Source organism: Flavobacterium crassostreae, assembly GCF_001831475.1.
Lineage (GTDB): Bacteria > Bacteroidota > Bacteroidia > Flavobacteriales > Flavobacteriaceae > Flavobacterium > Flavobacterium crassostreae.
The window spans coordinates 1,066,767-1,084,786 of record NZ_CP017688.1 but is presented as its reverse complement, the minus strand read 5'-3'; the positions used below and the strand labels follow the sequence as shown (position 1 = coordinate 1,084,786).

The window sequence follows — 18,020 nt, the reverse complement described above, 5'->3', positions numbered from 1 at the left end:
CGTGTTTTATTGGTTATTTAAGTGATCAAAAAAATGCATATCTTTTTCAAAAGCAGTACCTATAACCACCATATCCGCCCCTGCTTTATAGGCATCTGCAATCCCTTGAGCACTAACGATGCCTCCTCCAACAATCAAAGGAGCAGCGGTTAGTTGTTGTGCAACAGACGCAATACACTGTTGCGGGACAGCAAGTGCCGCACCGCTTCCTGCCTCAAGATATACTAATTGGTTTCCCATCATTTCTCCGGCCAATGCCGTAGCAGTCACTACTGCAGTATTTTCAGGATCTAATGGAGCGGTTTTGCTGACCCGCTCTACGGCTGTTTTTTTGCCACCAGAAATTAAAATATAAGCCGTCGGAATAATCTCTAGCGAAGTTTTCTTTAAAACAGGTGCCGCTTGTACTTGGTGTGCTATTAAATAATCGGGATTCCGACCCGATAACAAGGACAGGAACAAAATGGCATCTGCTTTGTCCGAAATTTGAGACGGATCACCCGGAAACAACACTATCGGTAAGCGGACTTTTTGTTTTAAACTAATTATCAATTCGTCCATTCTATCACAAACCACAAGGCTACCGCCAATGAAAATATGGGTTGCGGGAGATTGGTTTATTTTTACGCATAAAGAATCCAATTGCTGCCAGCTGATTTTATCTGGATCCAACAAGATGGCCAATAATTGCTGTTTATTTGCTTTAGCCTTTAAAATCTCCTGGTATATTTTGTTTTTATTTTGCATCTGGTTGTAAAAGTAGCATTTTTTATGAAAAAGCTAAACCTCTCTTTTACGGTTTTTAATCCAAACCAACTACAAGACACCACCAAAATCAGCATCTATCTTGGTATAAAAAGCTATCTTTGTGAGTACCTCTAACCAAACCAATTTGGCTTTTTAAATTATAAAAAAAATGAAGACACCGCTTAAAGAGATTACTACCAGAGAAGACATTGCCATGTTAGTTGGCGCTTTTTATACCAAAATAAGAGCAGACAAAGAAATTGGTTTTTACTTTAACGAAAGTATTACCGACTGGGACGCACATTTAGAAAAACTGACGGATTTTTGGCAAATGAATCTTTTTGGCACCAAAGGCTACACAGGCAATCCTTTGCAGGTACATGTGGCGGTAGATACGCATTTTGAAGAAAAAATAGGTCCTAATGAGTTTGGAATCTGGCTCAACCATTGGGCACAAACCCTAGACGAACTCTTTGTGGGAGAAAATGCCTCTATTTTAAAACGACGCGCCCGTAAAATGGGTACCTTTATCTACATGGAAATGTTTAAAAGCAGAACTCCAAAATAATTTGTGTTGTAACCCTTAGAACACTCTAAAAAAAAGCGGGTTTTTATCTCCCAGAGCTGGTTATATTTTCTCAAAAGCATACACCAAACCAAAACCCGCTATAGATTCGTATTTAATTATGTACTGCTGTTTTAAGCCCTGAAACCGCAAATTGGCAGTAGTTTGTTTTTTTTCTAAATCAAAAGAAGCTACCTCAATGTGCTCCTTAAAACTGATTCCTTTTTCGTTTCTGATTTTAAAGATGGCTTCCTTGGCACCCCAAATCACGGTTAATTGGTCAATGTATTTTTTGGGGTCTTTTGTGTCTAAATATTTAAATTCTTTACTTACAAATTTATCGGCTATGCGAGTGATTTTTTCGCGCTGCAATTCCATATCAATTCCAACAGTTTGATCACTAATGATAATTGCCGAAAAATGGTGCGAATGCGTAATGGAGATATAATTACCGTCAATTAAATGCGGCTTACCAAAGGCATCATAATACAAATCCAAATCATTAAACCCTGCTTCTTGTAGAAGTTTTCTTACGCTCAAAAAACCTCTTTGGTGTAGTTCAGATTTCATACCCTTGAGGCGAATTCTGTTTTTCATATTTAGAACCACTTCGCTAAATAATTGGTCATAAGACTCCGTAATTTCCCAAATAAGGAGCTGTGTACCGGAATTATGTTGGATCTTTTTGTATAAAGGCATCGTAATTATATCTTGATTATATGGCCCCAGAATTCTGGGAAAAGCTCCTAAAACAGAAGCCAAACTAACATTAAATTATTATTTTACTGATTTTTAAAACATTACACCACTAAACAATTCACAAATATGAATGAATGCTTTTAAAATCATAAGTTATTGCTTAAATTCGCAAAAAAATACAACTACAAATATACTATAAATGAGTACTACAACTACGCCTTTTGTGGCTTTCAAAGTAAAAGACATTTCTCTAGCTGCTTGGGGAAGAAAAGAAATTGAATTGGCCGAGGCTGAAATGCCTGGTTTAATGGCTTTACGCACAGAGTATAAAGACGAACAACCGCTTAAAGGTGCGCGTATTGCTGGATGCTTGCACATGACTATTCAAACTGCGGTTTTGATTGAAACTCTAATTGCTCTTGGTGCCGAAGTTACTTGGTCTTCTTGTAACATTTTTTCTACTCAAGATCAGGCTGCTGCTGCTATGGCTGCCGCCGGAATTCAGGTATATGCTTGGAAAGGGCTAAACGAAGAAGATTTTGACTGGTGTATTGAGCAAACATTGTTTTTTGGTGAAGACAAAAGGCCATTAAATATGATTCTAGATGACGGCGGTGATTTAACCAACATGGTGATTGACCGTTACCCAGAATTAGTTGCCGGAATTAAAGGTTTGTCTGAAGAGACCACCACTGGAGTTCACCGTTTATACGAAAGAATGAAAGCAGGAACCTTACCAATGCCCGCAATCAACGTGAATGACTCGGTTACTAAATCTAAGTTTGACAACAAATACGGTTGTAAAGAATCTGCAGTGGATGCCGTTCGTCGTGCCACAGATATTATGCTAGCGGGTAAAAGAGTAGTAGTATGCGGATACGGTGACGTAGGAAAAGGTACTGCAGCTTCTTTTAGAGGTGCTGGATCTATTGTGACCGTTACCGAAATTGACCCAATTTGTGCCTTACAAGCTGCGATGGACGGTTTTGAAGTTAAAAAATTAAATACGGTTGTTGCAAATGCCGACATCATTATTACCACTACTGGAAATAAAGATATCGTTCTTGGTTCGCACTTTGAGCAAATGAAAGACAAAACTATCGTTTGTAACATCGGACACTTTGATAACGAAATTGCAGTTGCTTGGTTGAATACCAACCACGGAGCCTCTAAGGTCGAAATCAAACCTCAGGTTGATAAATATACCATTAACGGCAAAGACATTATCTTACTTGCTGAAGGCCGTTTAGTGAACCTTGGTTGCGCTACAGGACATCCAAGTTTTGTGATGAGTAACTCGTTTACAAACCAAACTTTGGCTCAAATTGAATTATGGAAAAACAGTGCTGCCTACCAAAATGAAGTATATATGTTGCCAAAACACTTAGACGAAAAAGTAGCAATGCTTCACTTAGCTAAATTAGGAGTTGAGTTAGAAACATTACGCGAAGATCAAGCTGCCTATATTGGTGTAGGCGTAGATGGCCCATTCAAACCAGAATACTACCGATACTAACACGCTAGTTGCTAGCAATACTAGTGCTTAATCTATATTTTATTAAAAGAGGCTGCCCTGTTGGGACAGCCTCTTTTTTGTTTTATTTTGTAATTTTTAACAATCCAATTTGATCGTTTGCGTTGAGTAAAATTTCATTCTTATTAATAACCTTGCTGCCAAAAATATTTGGCCTAATTTTACTGTCTTTGTACGAATAGATCACTTCCTTTTTCATCTCACCACTTGGTGCTACCGCTACTAAAAACAAAGCGTTTTTAGAACTTGAAGAAAACATTTTATTGGTGCTTCTTTTGGTTTCCTTATCATTTTCTGCATTAGCATTTTTCTCTAAATCTTCGTACACAATAAAAGTAGTTCCATTAACATACGTAGTTATAATAGATGGATTTGCAGCATTTAGTTGGTATTTTGGCATTTTAGACACCGATTGCACTTCGGATTTACTATTAATCTGAATACATGCAATATCACAATAATAATAATTATACGAGGTGGAAGAGCCATATTTGTTACTAGTAGTTACCACTACTAATTTGTACTGCTCCGCAACCACAACTGCACCTCCATCTTTTTTAAAGAAAATATTTCGCACTTCATACGGCACATAATCTTGGGTTTTCTTTGGTTTTTCTGGATACAAACCTTCTAATTCATATTTTTTAGAAGACTTTAAAGCGCCTGTTTTGCAATCAATAATTGTAGCAAATAACTCATCCGAGATTAACGCTTTTTTTCCACTTCCAAAAAAGCTTTTGTCCAAAACCTTCAAGAAACCAGTGCAAATAAACGTATTGTTCTCTCCTGGCAAAATCCCGATAGACTCAATATCTTTATTGGGATAATCAAAATCAAATTCTTTGTGTTGGCTCTCTTTATTAAACACAATCAACTTGTAATAGTACTTACTTAAATCTTTTTCTTTTTCGTCTTTTTCTTTATAAATTTTAGCCAAAACGTATACATTACCTAAATTATCCACTTTAATTTCTTCTGTCAAAAAATTCTTAGCCTTGATAGGTAATTGTTCAGACTTCTGAAGGATAACTTTTGTAAAATCCGTGTTGTATACTTTAAAATTTAACGTATTTGGTTCTTTCTTTTTCCCTTTTATCTCATGGTAAACAACCACTTTGGTAGAGTCTGGAGAAATACTTCTTTGTCCAAAAATTAACGCATCATCATCCGCTTCGTCCAGAACATACGTTTTTTCGCTAGTTTTTAAATTTAAATCCGTAATGCCCGCATACAAATAATCCTTGTCTTCTTTACGTACATTTTCACGAATAAAATGCACTATTTTATCTTTTAAAAAATACGCTCCTTGATACTGTTGTCTTTTGTTATCTAAATTAAAATTTACAATTTTTTCATCTTTAAAATTCAAATCCTTATCATACGATCGGCATACCAATTTTTTATCCTTATCTATATGTCTGGTAAAATAATTTCCGTTTTTGCCGCCAAGGATAGCAACAGCTTGTTTGGTTTTAATTTTTTCGGCCCATTTGAGCGTTACATTTTGGGCACCACATTGGATTGCCACTAACAGCAATACTAGTTTTAAATATTTCATAATTATTGTTATTTTTTTGCAAAAATAAACTAATTTTGTTAACAATTTAACTTAAATATTCATGAAAATAAAACTATTCCTACTAACTTCCTTACTAACTACTTCCTTGGCTATTGGCCAAACAAGAACAGAAGAAACACAAACTCCTTTAAAAATTAAAGTGTACACCCCAACAGGACTATCCACATCGGGCACTACCAAAGACAACTCCTATAAGTGGGTTGTAAAAACCGATTTATTAGGATTTGTATCCGGCGAATTTCCTGTAATTGCAGAATATAGATTTTCAAAAAAACTTAGTGCAGAAGCCTCCGCAGGCTTGACCTATGCCTACATAGCAAACAACTTTACTCTCTCTGGAGAAAATGATGACGATTACGGCGAAACCAAGGCCGCTATGGGTACTGCTTTTAGAGCCGCCATAAAATACTACCCTTCATCGGATTATGATGCTATTGAAGGTTGGTCCTTTGGGATTCAAGTATTTTCGAAAACAAACAACCGAGAATACCAAACCGAAGAAAAATCTTATACAACTACTCCTTCTGTCTTAGAAGGAAAAAAAGATATTAAAACCAAAACCGGAATCTCTTTGGTTATTGGAAAACAAATATTTCAAGATTCTAATATTGCTTTTGAATCTTTTATAGGTATTGGTTTTGCAAATGTAACCCGAGAGCGTTTCGTAAATGTTGACGATTACGACTCCAATGGCAAATACCTTGGATTGGCTATAAAACCTTTAAAAACAACGGAAACGCTACCAAATATACAATTGGGTCTTAGAATAGGCTTTGGGAATTAGTATGGAGCATGCGTGCTAAATTTGCAACTGTTATCCGTAAATCGGCTCCATAATTCGTAATCTTTGCCTTATTAGGAAGGATCGTATTTAAATCACAGCATCAAAACTTGGCATACATTTTGTACCCTATAAATTAACTTTAAAATCAAAACAATGAAAAAAATTATTTTAAGCATGGCGGTATTGGGTTTACTTTTTGCTACTTCTTGCAAAAAAGAAACCACGGAAACTACTACAGAAACTACCGTAGTTACTACAGATGACCAACTATCTACAGACACCACTGGTCTTGAAACTGCCTATAATGATGCTATCTTGAAACTGGAAGAAGCTCAAAAAAGCGGAGACGAACAAGCAATAGCGCTTGCGCAAAAAGTAGTTGACGACTCCAAAAAAGCTTGGGAAACCTCTAAAGAAAGAGCTACTGAGATCGCAACAGAAATAAAAGAAAATGCTAAAGAAGCTGGTGAACAACTAGAAACTGCTGCCAAAAACACCAAACAAGAAGCAACAGAATCTGTCCACGCTGCCAAAGAAGATGCTACCAAGGCGGTAAACACTGCTAAAGAAGACGCTACTAAAGCAGTAAACACTGCCAAAGAAGATGCCGCGAAAGCAGCAAATAATACCAAAGAAGAAGCTAAAAAAAGTGTAAACAATACTATTGATCGCTTGAAAATCAAATAATATCGAACTTTTTGTTATTAACAAAAGTATCCTCAAACAACCAAGCCCTTGCAAATTCTGTAAGGGCTTTTGCTATTTATATCGTGCGTTCAAACAACATCTCTATTAGTAGAGACGAAATATCCGCGTATTCTATTGTAGGGCTAAAAAGGGGTCAAAGTCTTCTTTTTGGAAAACAAAAAAACCCATTTCTTAACGAAACGGGTTTTTTTAAAATAGTTAAAGAAAACTAATTATGCTTCAACTTCAAATGGAAGTATAGAAACGTACGATTTGTTATCTCTTTTCTTTTGGAAGTGTACCACTCCATCTACTCTTGCGTGTAGGGTGTGATCTTTACTAATGTAAACATTTTCACCTGGATTGTGTTTTGAACCTCTTTGTCTTACGATGATGTTCCCTGCAATGGCAGCTTGTCCTCCAAAAATCTTAACGCCTAAACGTTTTGATTCGGATTCTCTACCATTCTTGGAACTACCGACACCTTTCTTGTGAGCCATGACGTATTCGTTTTAATATTATTATTATTCTTTAGTATCGTCCTTTTTAGCAACTTTTGCTTTTGGAGCTTTCTTTACTTTAGGAGCTACTGCTTCTTCTGTAGTTGCATCAGCCGTTACTTTTTTTGCAGCTGGTTTTTTAGCTGCTGCTGCTTTTTTAGGAGCACCAGACGCAGTAATACCTTCAATTACAATTTGAGTAAGATATTGTCTGTGACCATTTCTCTTTTTGTATCCTTTTCTTCTTTTTTTCTTGAAAACGATAACTTTATCTCCTTTTAAGTGTTGTAACACTTTAGCTTCTACTGAAGCACCTTCTATAGCTGGGGCGCCTAAAGTGATTGTTCCATTGTCATCTAATAAAAAAACTTTGTCAAAAGAAACTTTTGAACCTTCTTCATTAGCTAAACGATGAACATAAACCTTTAAGTCTTTGCTTACTTTAAATTGTTGCCCTGCTATCTCTACGATTGCATACATATCAAATTGATTTATTGATTTTTAAGGTTGCAAATATACAATTTAATTCTTATCGTGCAACGCCATATCCAAAAAAAATTTAAATTCTATAATCCCGCATTTACAACACGTTATAAGCTATCAAGCATAAAAATAAAGCTTCCAAAACTACATAACTGCTTTAAAAAAAGTAAATTTGACCCCACTAGGGTGGTTTGTATTGTTTTTACAAAATCCCATTTTTACTAATCTCTATGAAAAATTCTATAATGGCATTAAGTACTAGCCTTATGCTTGGCGGCATGGCAAATGCTCAAAAAATTAGTTTTGAACAATACCATTTAAATAACGGCATGCAGGTAATTTTGCACCAAGATACTGCTGCTCCTGTTGTTTTGACCTCGGTTATGTATCACGTGGGTTCTAAAGATGAGGCACCAGATAAGACTGGTTTTGCGCATTTTTTTGAACACTTATTATTTGAGGGTACTGCCAATATAAAGCGTGGCGAATGGTTTAAGATAGTCTCTTCTAATGGAGGTACCAATAACGCTAACACCTCAGATGATCGCACGTATTATTACGAAGTGTTTCCTTCCAATAATTTAGAATTGGCTCTTTGGATGGAATCCGAAAGACTCTTGCATCCGGTAATTAACCAAATTGGAATAACCACTCAAAATGGGGTAATTAAGGAAGAAAAAGCTTCTAGATACGACAACCGCCCTTATGGCAAAATCATTTCGGTGGTCAAAGAGCATTTGTTCCAAAACCATCCCTACAAATGGTCTACAATTGGAGCCATGGAACATCTGGACACCGCTACTTTGGAGGATTTTCAAGATTTTAACAAAAAATTCTACATCCCAAATAATGCCGTACTGGTGGTGGCGGGTGACTTTGAAAAAAAAGAAGCCAAACAATGGATTGAAAAATACTTTGGAACCATTCCAAAAGGGGTGAAAACAAAAAAACAAATCCATGTGGAGCAACCAATTTCGCAAACCATAAGAGCCTCTTATCAGGATCCAAATATACAAATCCCGATGGTGGTTGCCGCTTACAGAACTCCTGCAATGAAAACCAGAGATTCACGGGTTTTAAGCTTAATTTCTTCTTATTTGAGCGATGGCAAAAGTTCTAAATTATACAAACGAATTGTGGACACCAAAAAAATAGCCTTACAAATAGGTGCAGTCAACTTTAGCCAAGAAGACTATGGCATGTATATTTTGTATGGCTTGCCCATGAGCACCCACTCCACAGCAGAGTTATTACTGGAGATAGATCAAGAGATAACACAAATACAAACCGATTTAATCTCAGAAAGAGACTACCTCAAATTGCAAAATCAGTTTGAAATGCAGTATATCAACAGCAATTCTACGGTAGAGGGTATTGCCGAAAATCTAGCCAAATACCACCTTTTATATGGAGATGCAAAGCTTATCAACCAAGAGTTAAAGACCTATAAATCTATCACCAGAGAAGAAATCCGAGCGGTAGCCAAAAAATACCTCAACACCAACCAGCGCCTAATTCTGGATTATATTCCTGTTACTGAAAACCCCTCAGAATAAGCCTTTTGTAAGCATGAAAACAACTATTTTTCTATTCATTCTATTATTATTAGCCCCTACTATGTCTGCACAAGAACGCAACCAGCCCAAACCTGGAAAAGCCCCTACGGTAAAAATCAACAAACCCTTATCATTTGTATTGGCCAATGGCCTAAAAGTATTGGTTGTTGAGAATCACAAATTACCAAAAGTAAGCTTCAATCTAACTATAGACAACCCTCCTTTTGCCGAAGGAAACAAAAAAGGAGTAGACCAGCTTTGCAGTAGCTTAATCGGTAATGGAAGCCGCGACATACCCAAAGACACCTTTAATGAAGAGATCGATTTTTTGGGAGCAAACATGAGCTTTAGTTCTCATGGTGCGTATGCTAGTTGCCTTTCTAAATATGCCGCCAGAATTTTAGAATTAATGGCCAACGGAGCACTGTATCCTAATTTTACAACCGAAGAATTTGATAAAGAAAAAGCCAAATTAGTGGAAGGGATTAAATCGCAAGAAAAAAATGTTCCTGCCATTGCGAACCGAGTGGTAGATGCTTTGGCGTTTGGAACCAACCATCCCTTTGGAGAATACACCACCCTAGAGACCGTAAACAATACCACCCTAGAGGATGTAAAAACAAACTACAACCGCCATTTTGCGCCGGATAATGCTTATTTGGTGGTTATTGGAGACATTCAATTTAAAGAGATAAAACCTACTATTGAAAAACTTTTTGGCTCTTGGAAAAAAAGCAACACTACCACACCGCAATACACTCCAGCGCAAAACGTTGCTTTTACGCAAATCAATTTTGTAGACATGCCTAACGCTTCTCAATCCGAAGTGGCTTTGGTCAATACGCTGGATTTAAAGATGAGTGATCCAGACTTTTTTCCGGCAGTTATTGCAACCTACATTTTGGGAGGCGGTTTTAACAGCTATCTCAACATGAATTTAAGAGAAAAAAACGGATGGACTTATGGTGCCAACACTGTTATTGGTGCCGAAAAATACGTATCCAAACTCAAATCTGCCTCCTCTATAAAAACACTTGCTACCGCCCCTGCGGTGCTAGAATTTATAACCGAAATCCAACGCATCCGAACCGAAATGGTATCGGAAGAATTACTACAAGAGGTAAAGGCCGCTTATGTAGGCCGTTTTGTTATGCAGGTACAAAAACCCGCTGCCATTGCTCGGTATGCCTTAAACATTGAAACCGAAGGACTCCCAAAAGATTTTTACGAAAATTATATTAAAAATATTGATGCCGTAACTCCTCAAGAGGTCTTGCAAGCGGCCAACAAATACTTTTTGATCAACAATACCCGAATTGTCATTGTAGGAAAAGGCTCAGAAATACTCTCAGATTTAGAAAAATTAGGCTTTCCGATATACTACTTTGATCGCTATAGCAATCCGACTGAAAAACCAAAATATCCTTAAACCAGTTCCAACAACCAATCCATTGTGTTGTAAACAAACGGAATTTGGGCACACTCTTTATTTTTTGGCAGATAAATAAACTCCTATTAATATTATAAAAGCACCAAAAAACTGAATTGTTGTAAGCATTTCATTATCTAACAGACCCCAAAAAAAAGCAACCACCGGAATCAAATAAGTAACCGAGGTAGCAAAAACAGGAGACGAAATTTGTATTAATTTAAAAAATAAAATATTAGCTATTCCGGTTCCAACCACACCCAAAACCACAATAAACCCTACAGAATGTTGTACTTTTGGAATTGTCCATACTTGCTGAAAACCAGACAAATACAATATAGACAATGCCGGTATAACTAAAATTAAAAAATTGCCCGTGGTAATACTCACTGGAGTTAAACCAGACAAATATTTTTTAATTAAATTCACATTGATCGCATAACAAATAGAGGCTATAATAACCAAAATGGCATAGTAATAATTTTGATCCGGATGGTTCATTGCGCCATTAAAAACCAACAACAAACTTCCCACCAGGCCAATTACGACTCCTAGAATTTGGCGTTTTTGGAAATGCACTCCAAAAATTAAAGCCCCTAAAATCAAGGTGTTTAATGGGGTCAAAGAATTTAATATAGAACTCACCGAACTATCTATTTCGGTTTGTGCTAATGCAAACAAAAAAGCGGGTACAAAAGTCCCAAAAAGAGCGGTCAAGGCTATAAATTTCCATTTGTCTTTAGGGATTTTTGATAAACTCTTAAACCCTATTAACAACAAAAAAGCTGCCGCAAAAACAATACGAAGAGAGCCCACCTGAATGGCGCTCAAGCCAACCAATCCTTTTTTGATTAAAATAAAAGAACTCCCCCACACCAAGGAAAGAAGCACCAAATAACCCCACTTTAATTGTTTTGATTCCATGAAATATAATTTACCCCAAAATTGTAATAATTTTATGAAATAGCCTTTGTTTTTTTAAGTAATTTTGTAATAGCGTTTCATTTTATTTAAATTATTAAAACCCTATCCTGATGAAAATTACCAAAGCAATAACCGCAGTAGCTCTCGCAAGCCTTTTGTTTGTAAGTTGCAAAAAAAACACTCCAGAGAACACCGCAACTACAAACGAAACTCCTAAAACTACGGAGGCTCCTAAAATAAAAAAAGACATTGCACCCCAAAACCTACAAACAGCTAGTTTTTCTATTGAAGGAATGACCTGTGCCGTTGGTTGTGCCAAAACAATACAAGAAGAATTAATCCAGCTAGAAGGAGTACAAACGGCTGCTGTTGATTTTGAAACAAAACAAGCCACAGTACGTTTTGACAAAACAATTCAAAATCCAGAAACGTTAACCCAAACAGTGCAAGCCTCTGGAGACGGAAAAACCTACACGGTTACAGACATGAAATCCTAACCCTAGGCCATTTTGACACCAAAAAAAAGCATTTGTTTTAGAACAAATGCTTTTTTTTGTGAGCGTGATTTAAGGCTTTTAAATTATTTCCAGGATAAGGTCTCCATGAGTCGTTGCATGTCGTTTTTTACATAACTAGCTGCTGGCATGATGGAGTCAAAATTAGGCTTAGCATAAAAATATACCGAACCGGTTATAAAGTGCTTGGTACTATCTGTAACATAAAATTGAGAATTGGTTGCTGCATTACCTCCTACTTGATAAAACATACCGTAAACTTTCTTGGAAGGGTCCAAAAAAGGTTGTTCTAGTATGTCATCTGCTTTAATAACGTGTTCGTAGGTTAGTTTTTGAGCATCCCTTAGCAACGCATTGATATTGTTAGTAACTGGTTTGTAGGTTAAATAAATAGTAGCCTTCATCTTTGGATAGGTGATTGCAAAACCGCAATCAGACTCTGCTTTTATAATGGCGGAAGCATTAATCTCAAAAGTAAAAGGACAGTTGTTTTCAAAATTTGCGTAGCTAGCCACAGGATAATCTAGCCTCAAATGACTTGCTGGCTTTGGGATTACATCTTCTTTGCAGCCTGCAAATAATAGTACACATGCCAATAGCGTCCAAAGGCGCAACACATGGTTTATGTTTTGTTTTTTATATTTAAGCATCCAGGGTTACTTTTATCTGTTTTATTCGTTTTTTATCTACTGCTTCTATGGTAAATAAGCAGTTTTCGTAGGATATTTTTTGTCCTTTTGTTGGAAAATTTCCTGAAATCTCAAGAATAAATCCTGCCAGTGTTTCTGCTTCTCCCTTTTTAATTTCAAATAAATCCTCGTCAACTTCTATAATTCTATAAAAATCTTTTAAATTTATTTTTCCCTCAAAAATATAGTTTTTGTCATCCAACTGCGAAAAATTAATATCCTCATCATCAAACTCATCACTAATATCTCCTACAATTTCTTCTATAACATCCTCCAAAGATACCAATCCAGAAGTACCTCCGTACTCGTCTACCACTATGGCTAAATGGCTTTTCATGTTCTGAAAATCTTTGAGCAAATTATCTAGTTTTTTGTTTTCTGGAACAAAAAAAGGAGCTCGTATTAAACTCGCCCAATCAAATTGACTGGTATTAATGTGTGGCAATAAATCTTTTACAAACAAAACCCCTTCAATCTGATCTACATTATCTCGGTAAACCGGAATTCTGGAATATCCTTTTTCTATAATTTTGGGATAAATCTCCTCAAAAGTTGCCGTTACCTCTAGGGCAAAGATATCAATCCTAGGACTCATTACTTGTTTGGTATCTGTGTTACCAAAAGAAACAATCCCTTCTAATATTTTTTGTTCTTCAGAAGAGGTATCTTCAGAGGAGGTGAGTTCTAATGCTTGGGAGAGTTGGTCTACAGAAAAGTTGGTTTTTTGCTTTCCTAATTTGTTATGCAAATAAACGGTTAATTGGCGCATTGGGATGCTAATTGGCGACAGCAATTTATCTAAAACCACTATAGGATAAAGCACCAATTTAGCAAATTTAACATTGTTTCTGCTTGCATAAACCTTAGGCAATACCTCTCCAAAGAGCAATAACAAAAAAGTAACTACAATTACCTCTAGGATAAATTTTAGAACAACCGAAGTAACGGCTTCAAACAATCCTTTGCCAATAAAAGAAAAAAGGATCACTACACCAATATTAATAAAATTATTAGCAACCAAAAGTGTTGCAAGCAATCTCTTGGGTCTCTCGAGTAGGTCTGCCAGAATTTTGCCCTTGGTGTCATTTCCTTGAATGGCTTGATCTATATCTTTTGGTGATAAAGAGAATAAAGCCACCTCGGCTCCGGATACTAATGCAGAACAAAGTAACAATACAAATATTCCTAGAAAACCAAACACAAGATTCATATCTAGTGTGTACGCGAAATTCAAACTGGGATCTGGGTCCAAATTAAATAAGATTAGTTAAACATCAAAACGGCAAATCATTGATTGGTAAGCCATCATTTTGCGAGTCAAAGTTAGTGTTTTTTACGGATTTTGCGCTGTCAATTTGTGGGTTGTTTTCAAGATTGCTTTTTGTAGACAAAAAAGTAAAATCCGTCGCATGGATCTCTATGCTTTGTTTTGAAACCCCATCATCTCCTTGCCATTGTCGGGACTTAATGCGCCCCTCTACATATATTTTATCTCCTTTTGTTAAATATTTCTCGCAAATTTCGGCCGCTTTGTTACGCACTACTATGGTATGCCATTCTGTGGTGGTAACTTTTTGGTTGGTCGTTTTGCTAACATACACTTCGTTGGTAGCCAACGCAAATCTACCCACACAAGTACCTCCGTCAAAATAATGCATTTTTACAGCCTCTCCAAGATATCCTATAAGCATTACCTTATTTAATGTTCCGTTCATGATTTTTATAACGTATTAATTCCAAAGGTACATTAATTTTAAATTTATTAATTATTGGTTTTGGATAAAATTATGAATCACAATCGGAACCGGAAGACTTTGCAATTCTTCTGGGCTGACTCCATTAGCAACAGCAGTAGCGGTAGTGATTTTCCAAAACTTTATATATAGGTGTTGGTGGGATAGTTTGTGTAAGTTGCTTTTGGTACCGTAGGCTTCCAGACTAATTAGGTCTTGGCTTGCCAACAACCCTTCAGGAATCTGAGAGGCTATAAAATCAAAATCTTCTTCCTTATGGGTTTCTATAAGTGGAAATTCATACAGATTATGCCAAATTCCCTTGGAGGTTCTTTTTTGAACTACGGTGTTCCCTAAAGGGTCCGATACTACCAAATAATTAAAATAGCGCTTGGTTATTTTTAGTTTTTTAGACTTAACTGGCAACACTGCTACTTTGTTTTTTTGCAAAGCCAAACAAGCTGTATTAAATACACATACAGAACAATCTGGATTGCGCGGCACGCATTGCAAGGCTCCAAACTCCATTATGGCTTGGTTAAAAATGGCTGGATTTGCAGCATCTTGAACCTCTTTGGGCATCAGCTCCAAAGCCAAGGCTGTAAATTCTTTTTTGGTCGAAGATAAGGCAATATCCAAATCTAGATCAAAATAGCGCGACAATACTCTAAAAACATTTCCATCCACAACAGGAACAACCTCATTGTAAGAAAAAGATGCAATAGCGGCAGCAGTATACGCTCCAACGCCTTTTAATTGAAGGAGTTCGTTATAGGTTTTTGGAAAAACTCCTCCCAAATCAGTAGCTATATATTGTGCCGTTTGATGCAAATTACGCGCTCTAGAATAATACCCCAACCCTTGCCATAGTTTTAAGACCTGCTCTTCGCTGGCATTAGCCAAATCAAAAACAGTTGGAAACGCAGTGATAAAAGACAAAAAATAAGGCGTTCCTTGCGCTACTTTGGTCTGCTGTAACATTATTTCTGAGAGCCAAATTGGGTACGGATTGGTGGTGTTTCGCCATGGCAAATCACGTTTATTTAGTAAATACCACGAAATTAACACTTTAGAAAAATTCATTCTTAATTATTTGTTTACAAAAGTAAAAGTTTATGTGATTAAAATTTAATGAATTAGCTTGAATATTTGTTTTTTAAATTCCTATATTTGCACACTCAAAAAAATTATTACAAAATAATAAATACGGAAAGAAAATGACGAAAGCAGATATCGTAGCAAAAATTTCAGAAAAGCTAGGTCTTGAAAAGGGTGATGTTCAAGCAACAGTTGAAACTTTTATGAATGAAGTTAAAAACTCATTAGAAACTGGAGACAATGTTTACTTAAGAGGTTTTGGAAGTTTTATCGTCAAAACAAGAGCTGAGAAAACTGGAAGAAATATTTCTAAGAATACAACTATAAAAATTCCTGCACACAATATCCCTGCTTTCAAACCTGCAAAAGTTTTTGTAGAAGGAGTAAAAATAAATAACGAAGCAAAATAATATTAATTAATCATAAAATCAACTCGATATGCCAAGTGGTAAAAAAAGAAAGAGACATAAGGTAGCAACTCACAAACGTAAAAAAAGAGCGAGAGCTAACCGTCACAAGAAGAAAAAGTAGTTTTAAACTACTTTTTTCTTTTTAACTGTTCATTGAAATCGAAAATTAGCAACACGCCCCAAGTAATCCACCTTCAGTTCGCTGATTATGGCTCTCTACTTGTTGCAGGCTAACTTTCACCGGGTACAATGCCTGTTAAATTATTGTTTAATCCATCCTTGCTTAAAGTTTGAGATTAGAAAATTAGATTTTAGAAATTAGATTTTAGAAAAAAACTCTTTGGGTTTTTCTTCTAAAATCTTTCTTCTATAACGCTATATTTCTGTACTCTTTAACAAAAGTTCGGATAAAAATTTACAGATGAATAAAGAATTAATCATTAGATCCAGTTCTGATTTCGTAGATTTTGCCTTATTAAAAGATGGAAAACTAATTGAATTACATAAAGAAGAAGAAAAAAGCAATTTTCAGGTTGGTGATATCTTTATTGCCAAAATCAGAAAACCTGTTGCGGGACTAAATGCAGCTTTTGTAAATGTAGGCTTCGAGAAAGATGCTTTTTTACATTATCACGACTTAGGACCTAACTTATCTTCCCAAATGAAATTCATAAAACTTGTAAGCGCAGGTAAAATAAAAGATTTCTCCCTAAAAAACTTTCAGTTTGAAAAAGAAATAGACAAAGATGGTATTATTACCGATGTAATCAATGCCAATCAATCTATACTGGTACAAGTAGTAAAAGAACCAATATCTACCAAAGGACCAAGAATTAGCGCAGAGCTATCTCTTGCCGGACGTTTTATAGTTCTAGTTCCTTTTTCGGATCGGGTTTCTATTTCTCAAAAAATAGAAGACAGAAAAGAAAAAGACAGACTCAAAAAACTTGTCCAATCTATCAAACCAAAAGGATTTGGTGTTATTGTTCGTACAGTAGCCGAAGGCAAAAATACAGCCGAATTAGAAAAAGATTTGCAGAACCTGCTAGGCAGATGGACTGCAATGTGTAAAAAATTACCAACTGCTTCTCATCCGTCAAAAATTTTAGGAGAACTCAACCGAGCTTCTTCTATTTTAAGAGACGTATTTAATGATACCTTTAGTGGTATTCAAATAGATGACGAAGAGTTGTACAACCAAACAAAGGATTACTTGCAAGAAATTGCACCATCCAAACAATCTATTGTTAAGTTTTATCAATCAAATGACACTCCTATTTTTGAGAAATACAACATAGAGAGACAAATCAAAACCTCTTTTGGCAAAACTGTTTCCATGAGTAAAGGGGCATACCTTATTATAGAACACACTGAAGCACTACACGTTATAGACGTTAACAGCGGAAACCGTTCTAATAAAGCCTCCAATCAAGAAGACACTGCCTTAGAAGTAAACATGATAGCTGCCGCCGAGATCGCTAGACAATTGCGTCTGCGAGATATGGGCGGAATTATTGTGATTGATTTTATTGACATGTCTAATCCCGAAAATCGTAAAGTCTTGTTCGACTTCTTGAGAGAAGAAATGAGCGACGATAAAGCAAAACATAAAATCTTGCCTCCTAGTAAATTTGGATTAGTTCAAATTACTAGACAAAGGGTAAGACCAGAAGTAAACATTAAAACTAGAGAAGAAGATCCAAACGATGTAAATGGCGAAATTGAAGCGCCAATCTTAATTATCGACAAAATCATCTCTGATCTAGAAAGAATATTAAAAACCCACAAAAAAGTAGTACTTAATGTACACCCTTTTGTGGCAGCATACCTTACCAAAGGTTTTCCATCATTACGTTCAAAATGGTTTTTTGAACATAAAAAATGGGTGAAAATTATACCACGTGACGCTTACACGTATTTAGAATACCATTTCTTTGACAAAAAAGGAAATGCTATAAAAGACTAAACAGAAAACCGCCTCTCTTGAGATTGCTTTGCCAGTTCGGCTAAGCAGCCTAGTGTGGCGGTTTTTTTGTGCCTTATAACCAGTAATTTAACCATTAGTTTTCTTTAGTAACCTATTGTTAA

At 36.0% G+C, this 18,020-nt stretch carries 19 protein-coding genes; 9 read left to right on the top strand and 10 right to left on the bottom strand.

Translation table 11 applies throughout. From position 1 onward, the window contains the following. Nucleotides 1-6: 6 nt before the first annotated feature. Nucleotides 7-747 carry a phosphoglycerol geranylgeranyltransferase gene (locus tag LB076_RS04765; protein ID WP_066333560.1) on the bottom strand — a complete coding sequence of 247 codons (741 nt, stop codon included), beginning with the start codon at nt 745-747 and terminating at the stop codon, nt 7-9. Nucleotides 748-916: 169 nt separating this feature from the next. On the opposite strand from LB076_RS04765, the gene LB076_RS04760 reads away from it, so the two are divergent. Next, on the top strand, nt 917-1,315 hold the full coding sequence (locus LB076_RS04760) for a group III truncated hemoglobin (RefSeq protein ID WP_066333554.1): 399 nt from the start codon (nt 917-919) through the stop codon (nt 1,313-1,315). Nucleotides 1,316-1,375: 60 nt separating this feature from the next. Here LB076_RS04760 and LB076_RS04755 read toward each other — a convergent pair whose 3' ends face one another. After that, entirely contained in the window at nt 1,376-2,011 is a 636-nt protein-coding gene (locus LB076_RS04755) for a 4'-phosphopantetheinyl transferase family protein (protein ID WP_066333647.1), read from the bottom strand. A gap of 199 nt (nt 2,012-2,210) precedes the next feature. Between LB076_RS04755 and ahcY the strand changes: the two genes are divergently transcribed. Further along, entirely contained in the window at nt 2,211-3,527 is a 1,317-nt protein-coding gene (ahcY, locus tag LB076_RS04750; RefSeq protein ID WP_066333551.1) for an adenosylhomocysteinase, read from the top strand. Between the two features lie 82 nt (nt 3,528-3,609). Here ahcY and LB076_RS04745 read toward each other — a convergent pair whose 3' ends face one another. Continuing rightward, complete coding sequence (locus LB076_RS04745; protein ID WP_066333548.1) at nt 3,610-5,103, bottom strand: hypothetical protein; 1,494 nt, start codon at nt 5,101-5,103, stop codon at nt 3,610-3,612. Between the two features lie 61 nt (nt 5,104-5,164). Here LB076_RS04745 and LB076_RS04740 point away from each other — a divergent pair, with 61 nt between their 5' ends. Both LB076_RS04740 and LB076_RS04735 read left to right on the top strand, forming a co-directional pair. After that, nucleotides 5,165-5,908 carry a DUF3575 domain-containing protein gene (locus LB076_RS04740; RefSeq protein WP_066333545.1) on the top strand — a complete coding sequence of 248 codons (744 nt, stop codon included), beginning with the start codon at nt 5,165-5,167 and terminating at the stop codon, nt 5,906-5,908. A 153-nt stretch (nt 5,909-6,061) separates the two neighbouring features. Continuing rightward, nucleotides 6,062-6,595, top strand: coding sequence for a hypothetical protein (locus LB076_RS04735; protein ID WP_066333541.1), 534 nt, complete (start codon nt 6,062-6,064; stop codon nt 6,593-6,595). Nucleotides 6,596-6,828: 233 nt separating this feature from the next. Here LB076_RS04735 and rpmA read toward each other — a convergent pair whose 3' ends face one another. Both rpmA and rplU read right to left on the bottom strand, forming a co-directional pair. After that, complete coding sequence (gene rpmA, locus LB076_RS04725) at nt 6,829-7,095, bottom strand: 50S ribosomal protein L27 (RefSeq protein WP_066333538.1); 267 nt, start codon at nt 7,093-7,095, stop codon at nt 6,829-6,831. A gap of 24 nt (nt 7,096-7,119) precedes the next feature. Next, nucleotides 7,120-7,575 (bottom strand): 50S ribosomal protein L21, encoded by a 456-nt coding sequence (gene rplU, locus LB076_RS04720; RefSeq protein ID WP_066333536.1) that lies wholly within the window; start codon nt 7,573-7,575, stop codon nt 7,120-7,122. 233 nt (nt 7,576-7,808) lie between these two features. Here rplU and LB076_RS04715 point away from each other — a divergent pair, with 233 nt between their 5' ends. Together LB076_RS04715 and LB076_RS04710 are read left to right on the top strand one after the other, a co-directional pair. After that, nucleotides 7,809-9,134, top strand: a complete 1,326-nt coding sequence (locus tag LB076_RS04715; protein WP_066333528.1) for a M16 family metallopeptidase — start codon at nt 7,809-7,811, stop codon at nt 9,132-9,134. 13 nt (nt 9,135-9,147) lie between these two features. Next, the gene (locus LB076_RS04710) at nt 9,148-10,563 is read left to right on the top strand and encodes a M16 family metallopeptidase (RefSeq protein ID WP_066333526.1); all 1,416 of its coding nucleotides are present in this window, start codon (nt 9,148-9,150) and stop codon (nt 10,561-10,563) included. A gap of 57 nt (nt 10,564-10,620) precedes the next feature. Here the strand turns inward: LB076_RS04710 and LB076_RS04705 are convergent, their stop codons facing one another. Continuing rightward, nucleotides 10,621-11,487 (bottom strand): DMT family transporter, encoded by an 867-nt coding sequence (locus tag LB076_RS04705; protein WP_066333524.1) that lies wholly within the window; start codon nt 11,485-11,487, stop codon nt 10,621-10,623. Between the two features lie 110 nt (nt 11,488-11,597). Here LB076_RS04705 and LB076_RS04700 point away from each other — a divergent pair, with 110 nt between their 5' ends. Beyond that, the gene (locus tag LB076_RS04700; protein ID WP_066333521.1) at nt 11,598-11,984 is read left to right on the top strand and encodes a heavy-metal-associated domain-containing protein; all 387 of its coding nucleotides are present in this window, start codon (nt 11,598-11,600) and stop codon (nt 11,982-11,984) included. Nucleotides 11,985-12,067: 83 nt separating this feature from the next. On the opposite strand, the gene gldD is transcribed toward LB076_RS04700, so the two are convergent. Genes gldD through mutY form a run of 4 tightly spaced genes read right to left on the bottom strand, consistent with a single transcriptional unit; the run spans nt 12,068 to nt 15,507 of the window. Next, nucleotides 12,068-12,652 carry a gliding motility lipoprotein GldD gene (gene gldD, locus LB076_RS04695; protein WP_078055260.1) on the bottom strand — a complete coding sequence of 195 codons (585 nt, stop codon included), beginning with the start codon at nt 12,650-12,652 and terminating at the stop codon, nt 12,068-12,070. Next, entirely contained in the window at nt 12,645-13,943 is a 1,299-nt protein-coding gene (locus tag LB076_RS04690) for a gliding motility-associated protein GldE (protein WP_066333520.1), read from the bottom strand. Before LB076_RS04690 ends, gldD begins: the two co-directional genes overlap by 8 nt. Nucleotides 13,944-13,965: 22 nt before the next feature. After that, on the bottom strand, nt 13,966-14,406 hold the full coding sequence (locus LB076_RS04685; protein WP_066333518.1) for a single-stranded DNA-binding protein: 441 nt from the start codon (nt 14,404-14,406) through the stop codon (nt 13,966-13,968). 51 nt (nt 14,407-14,457) lie between these two features. Further along, complete coding sequence (gene mutY / locus LB076_RS04680) at nt 14,458-15,507, bottom strand: A/G-specific adenine glycosylase (protein ID WP_066333516.1); 1,050 nt, start codon at nt 15,505-15,507, stop codon at nt 14,458-14,460. 134 nt (nt 15,508-15,641) lie between these two features. On the opposite strand from mutY, the gene LB076_RS04675 reads away from it, so the two are divergent. Then, nucleotides 15,642-15,932: an HU family DNA-binding protein gene (locus LB076_RS04675; protein WP_016989051.1), complete on the top strand. Its 291-nt coding sequence runs from the start codon at nt 15,642-15,644 to the stop codon at nt 15,930-15,932. 421 nt (nt 15,933-16,353) lie between these two features. Continuing rightward, nucleotides 16,354-17,898 (top strand): Rne/Rng family ribonuclease, encoded by a 1,545-nt coding sequence (locus tag LB076_RS04670; RefSeq protein ID WP_066333514.1) that lies wholly within the window; start codon nt 16,354-16,356, stop codon nt 17,896-17,898. Nucleotides 17,899-18,020: the final 122 nt, after the last annotated feature.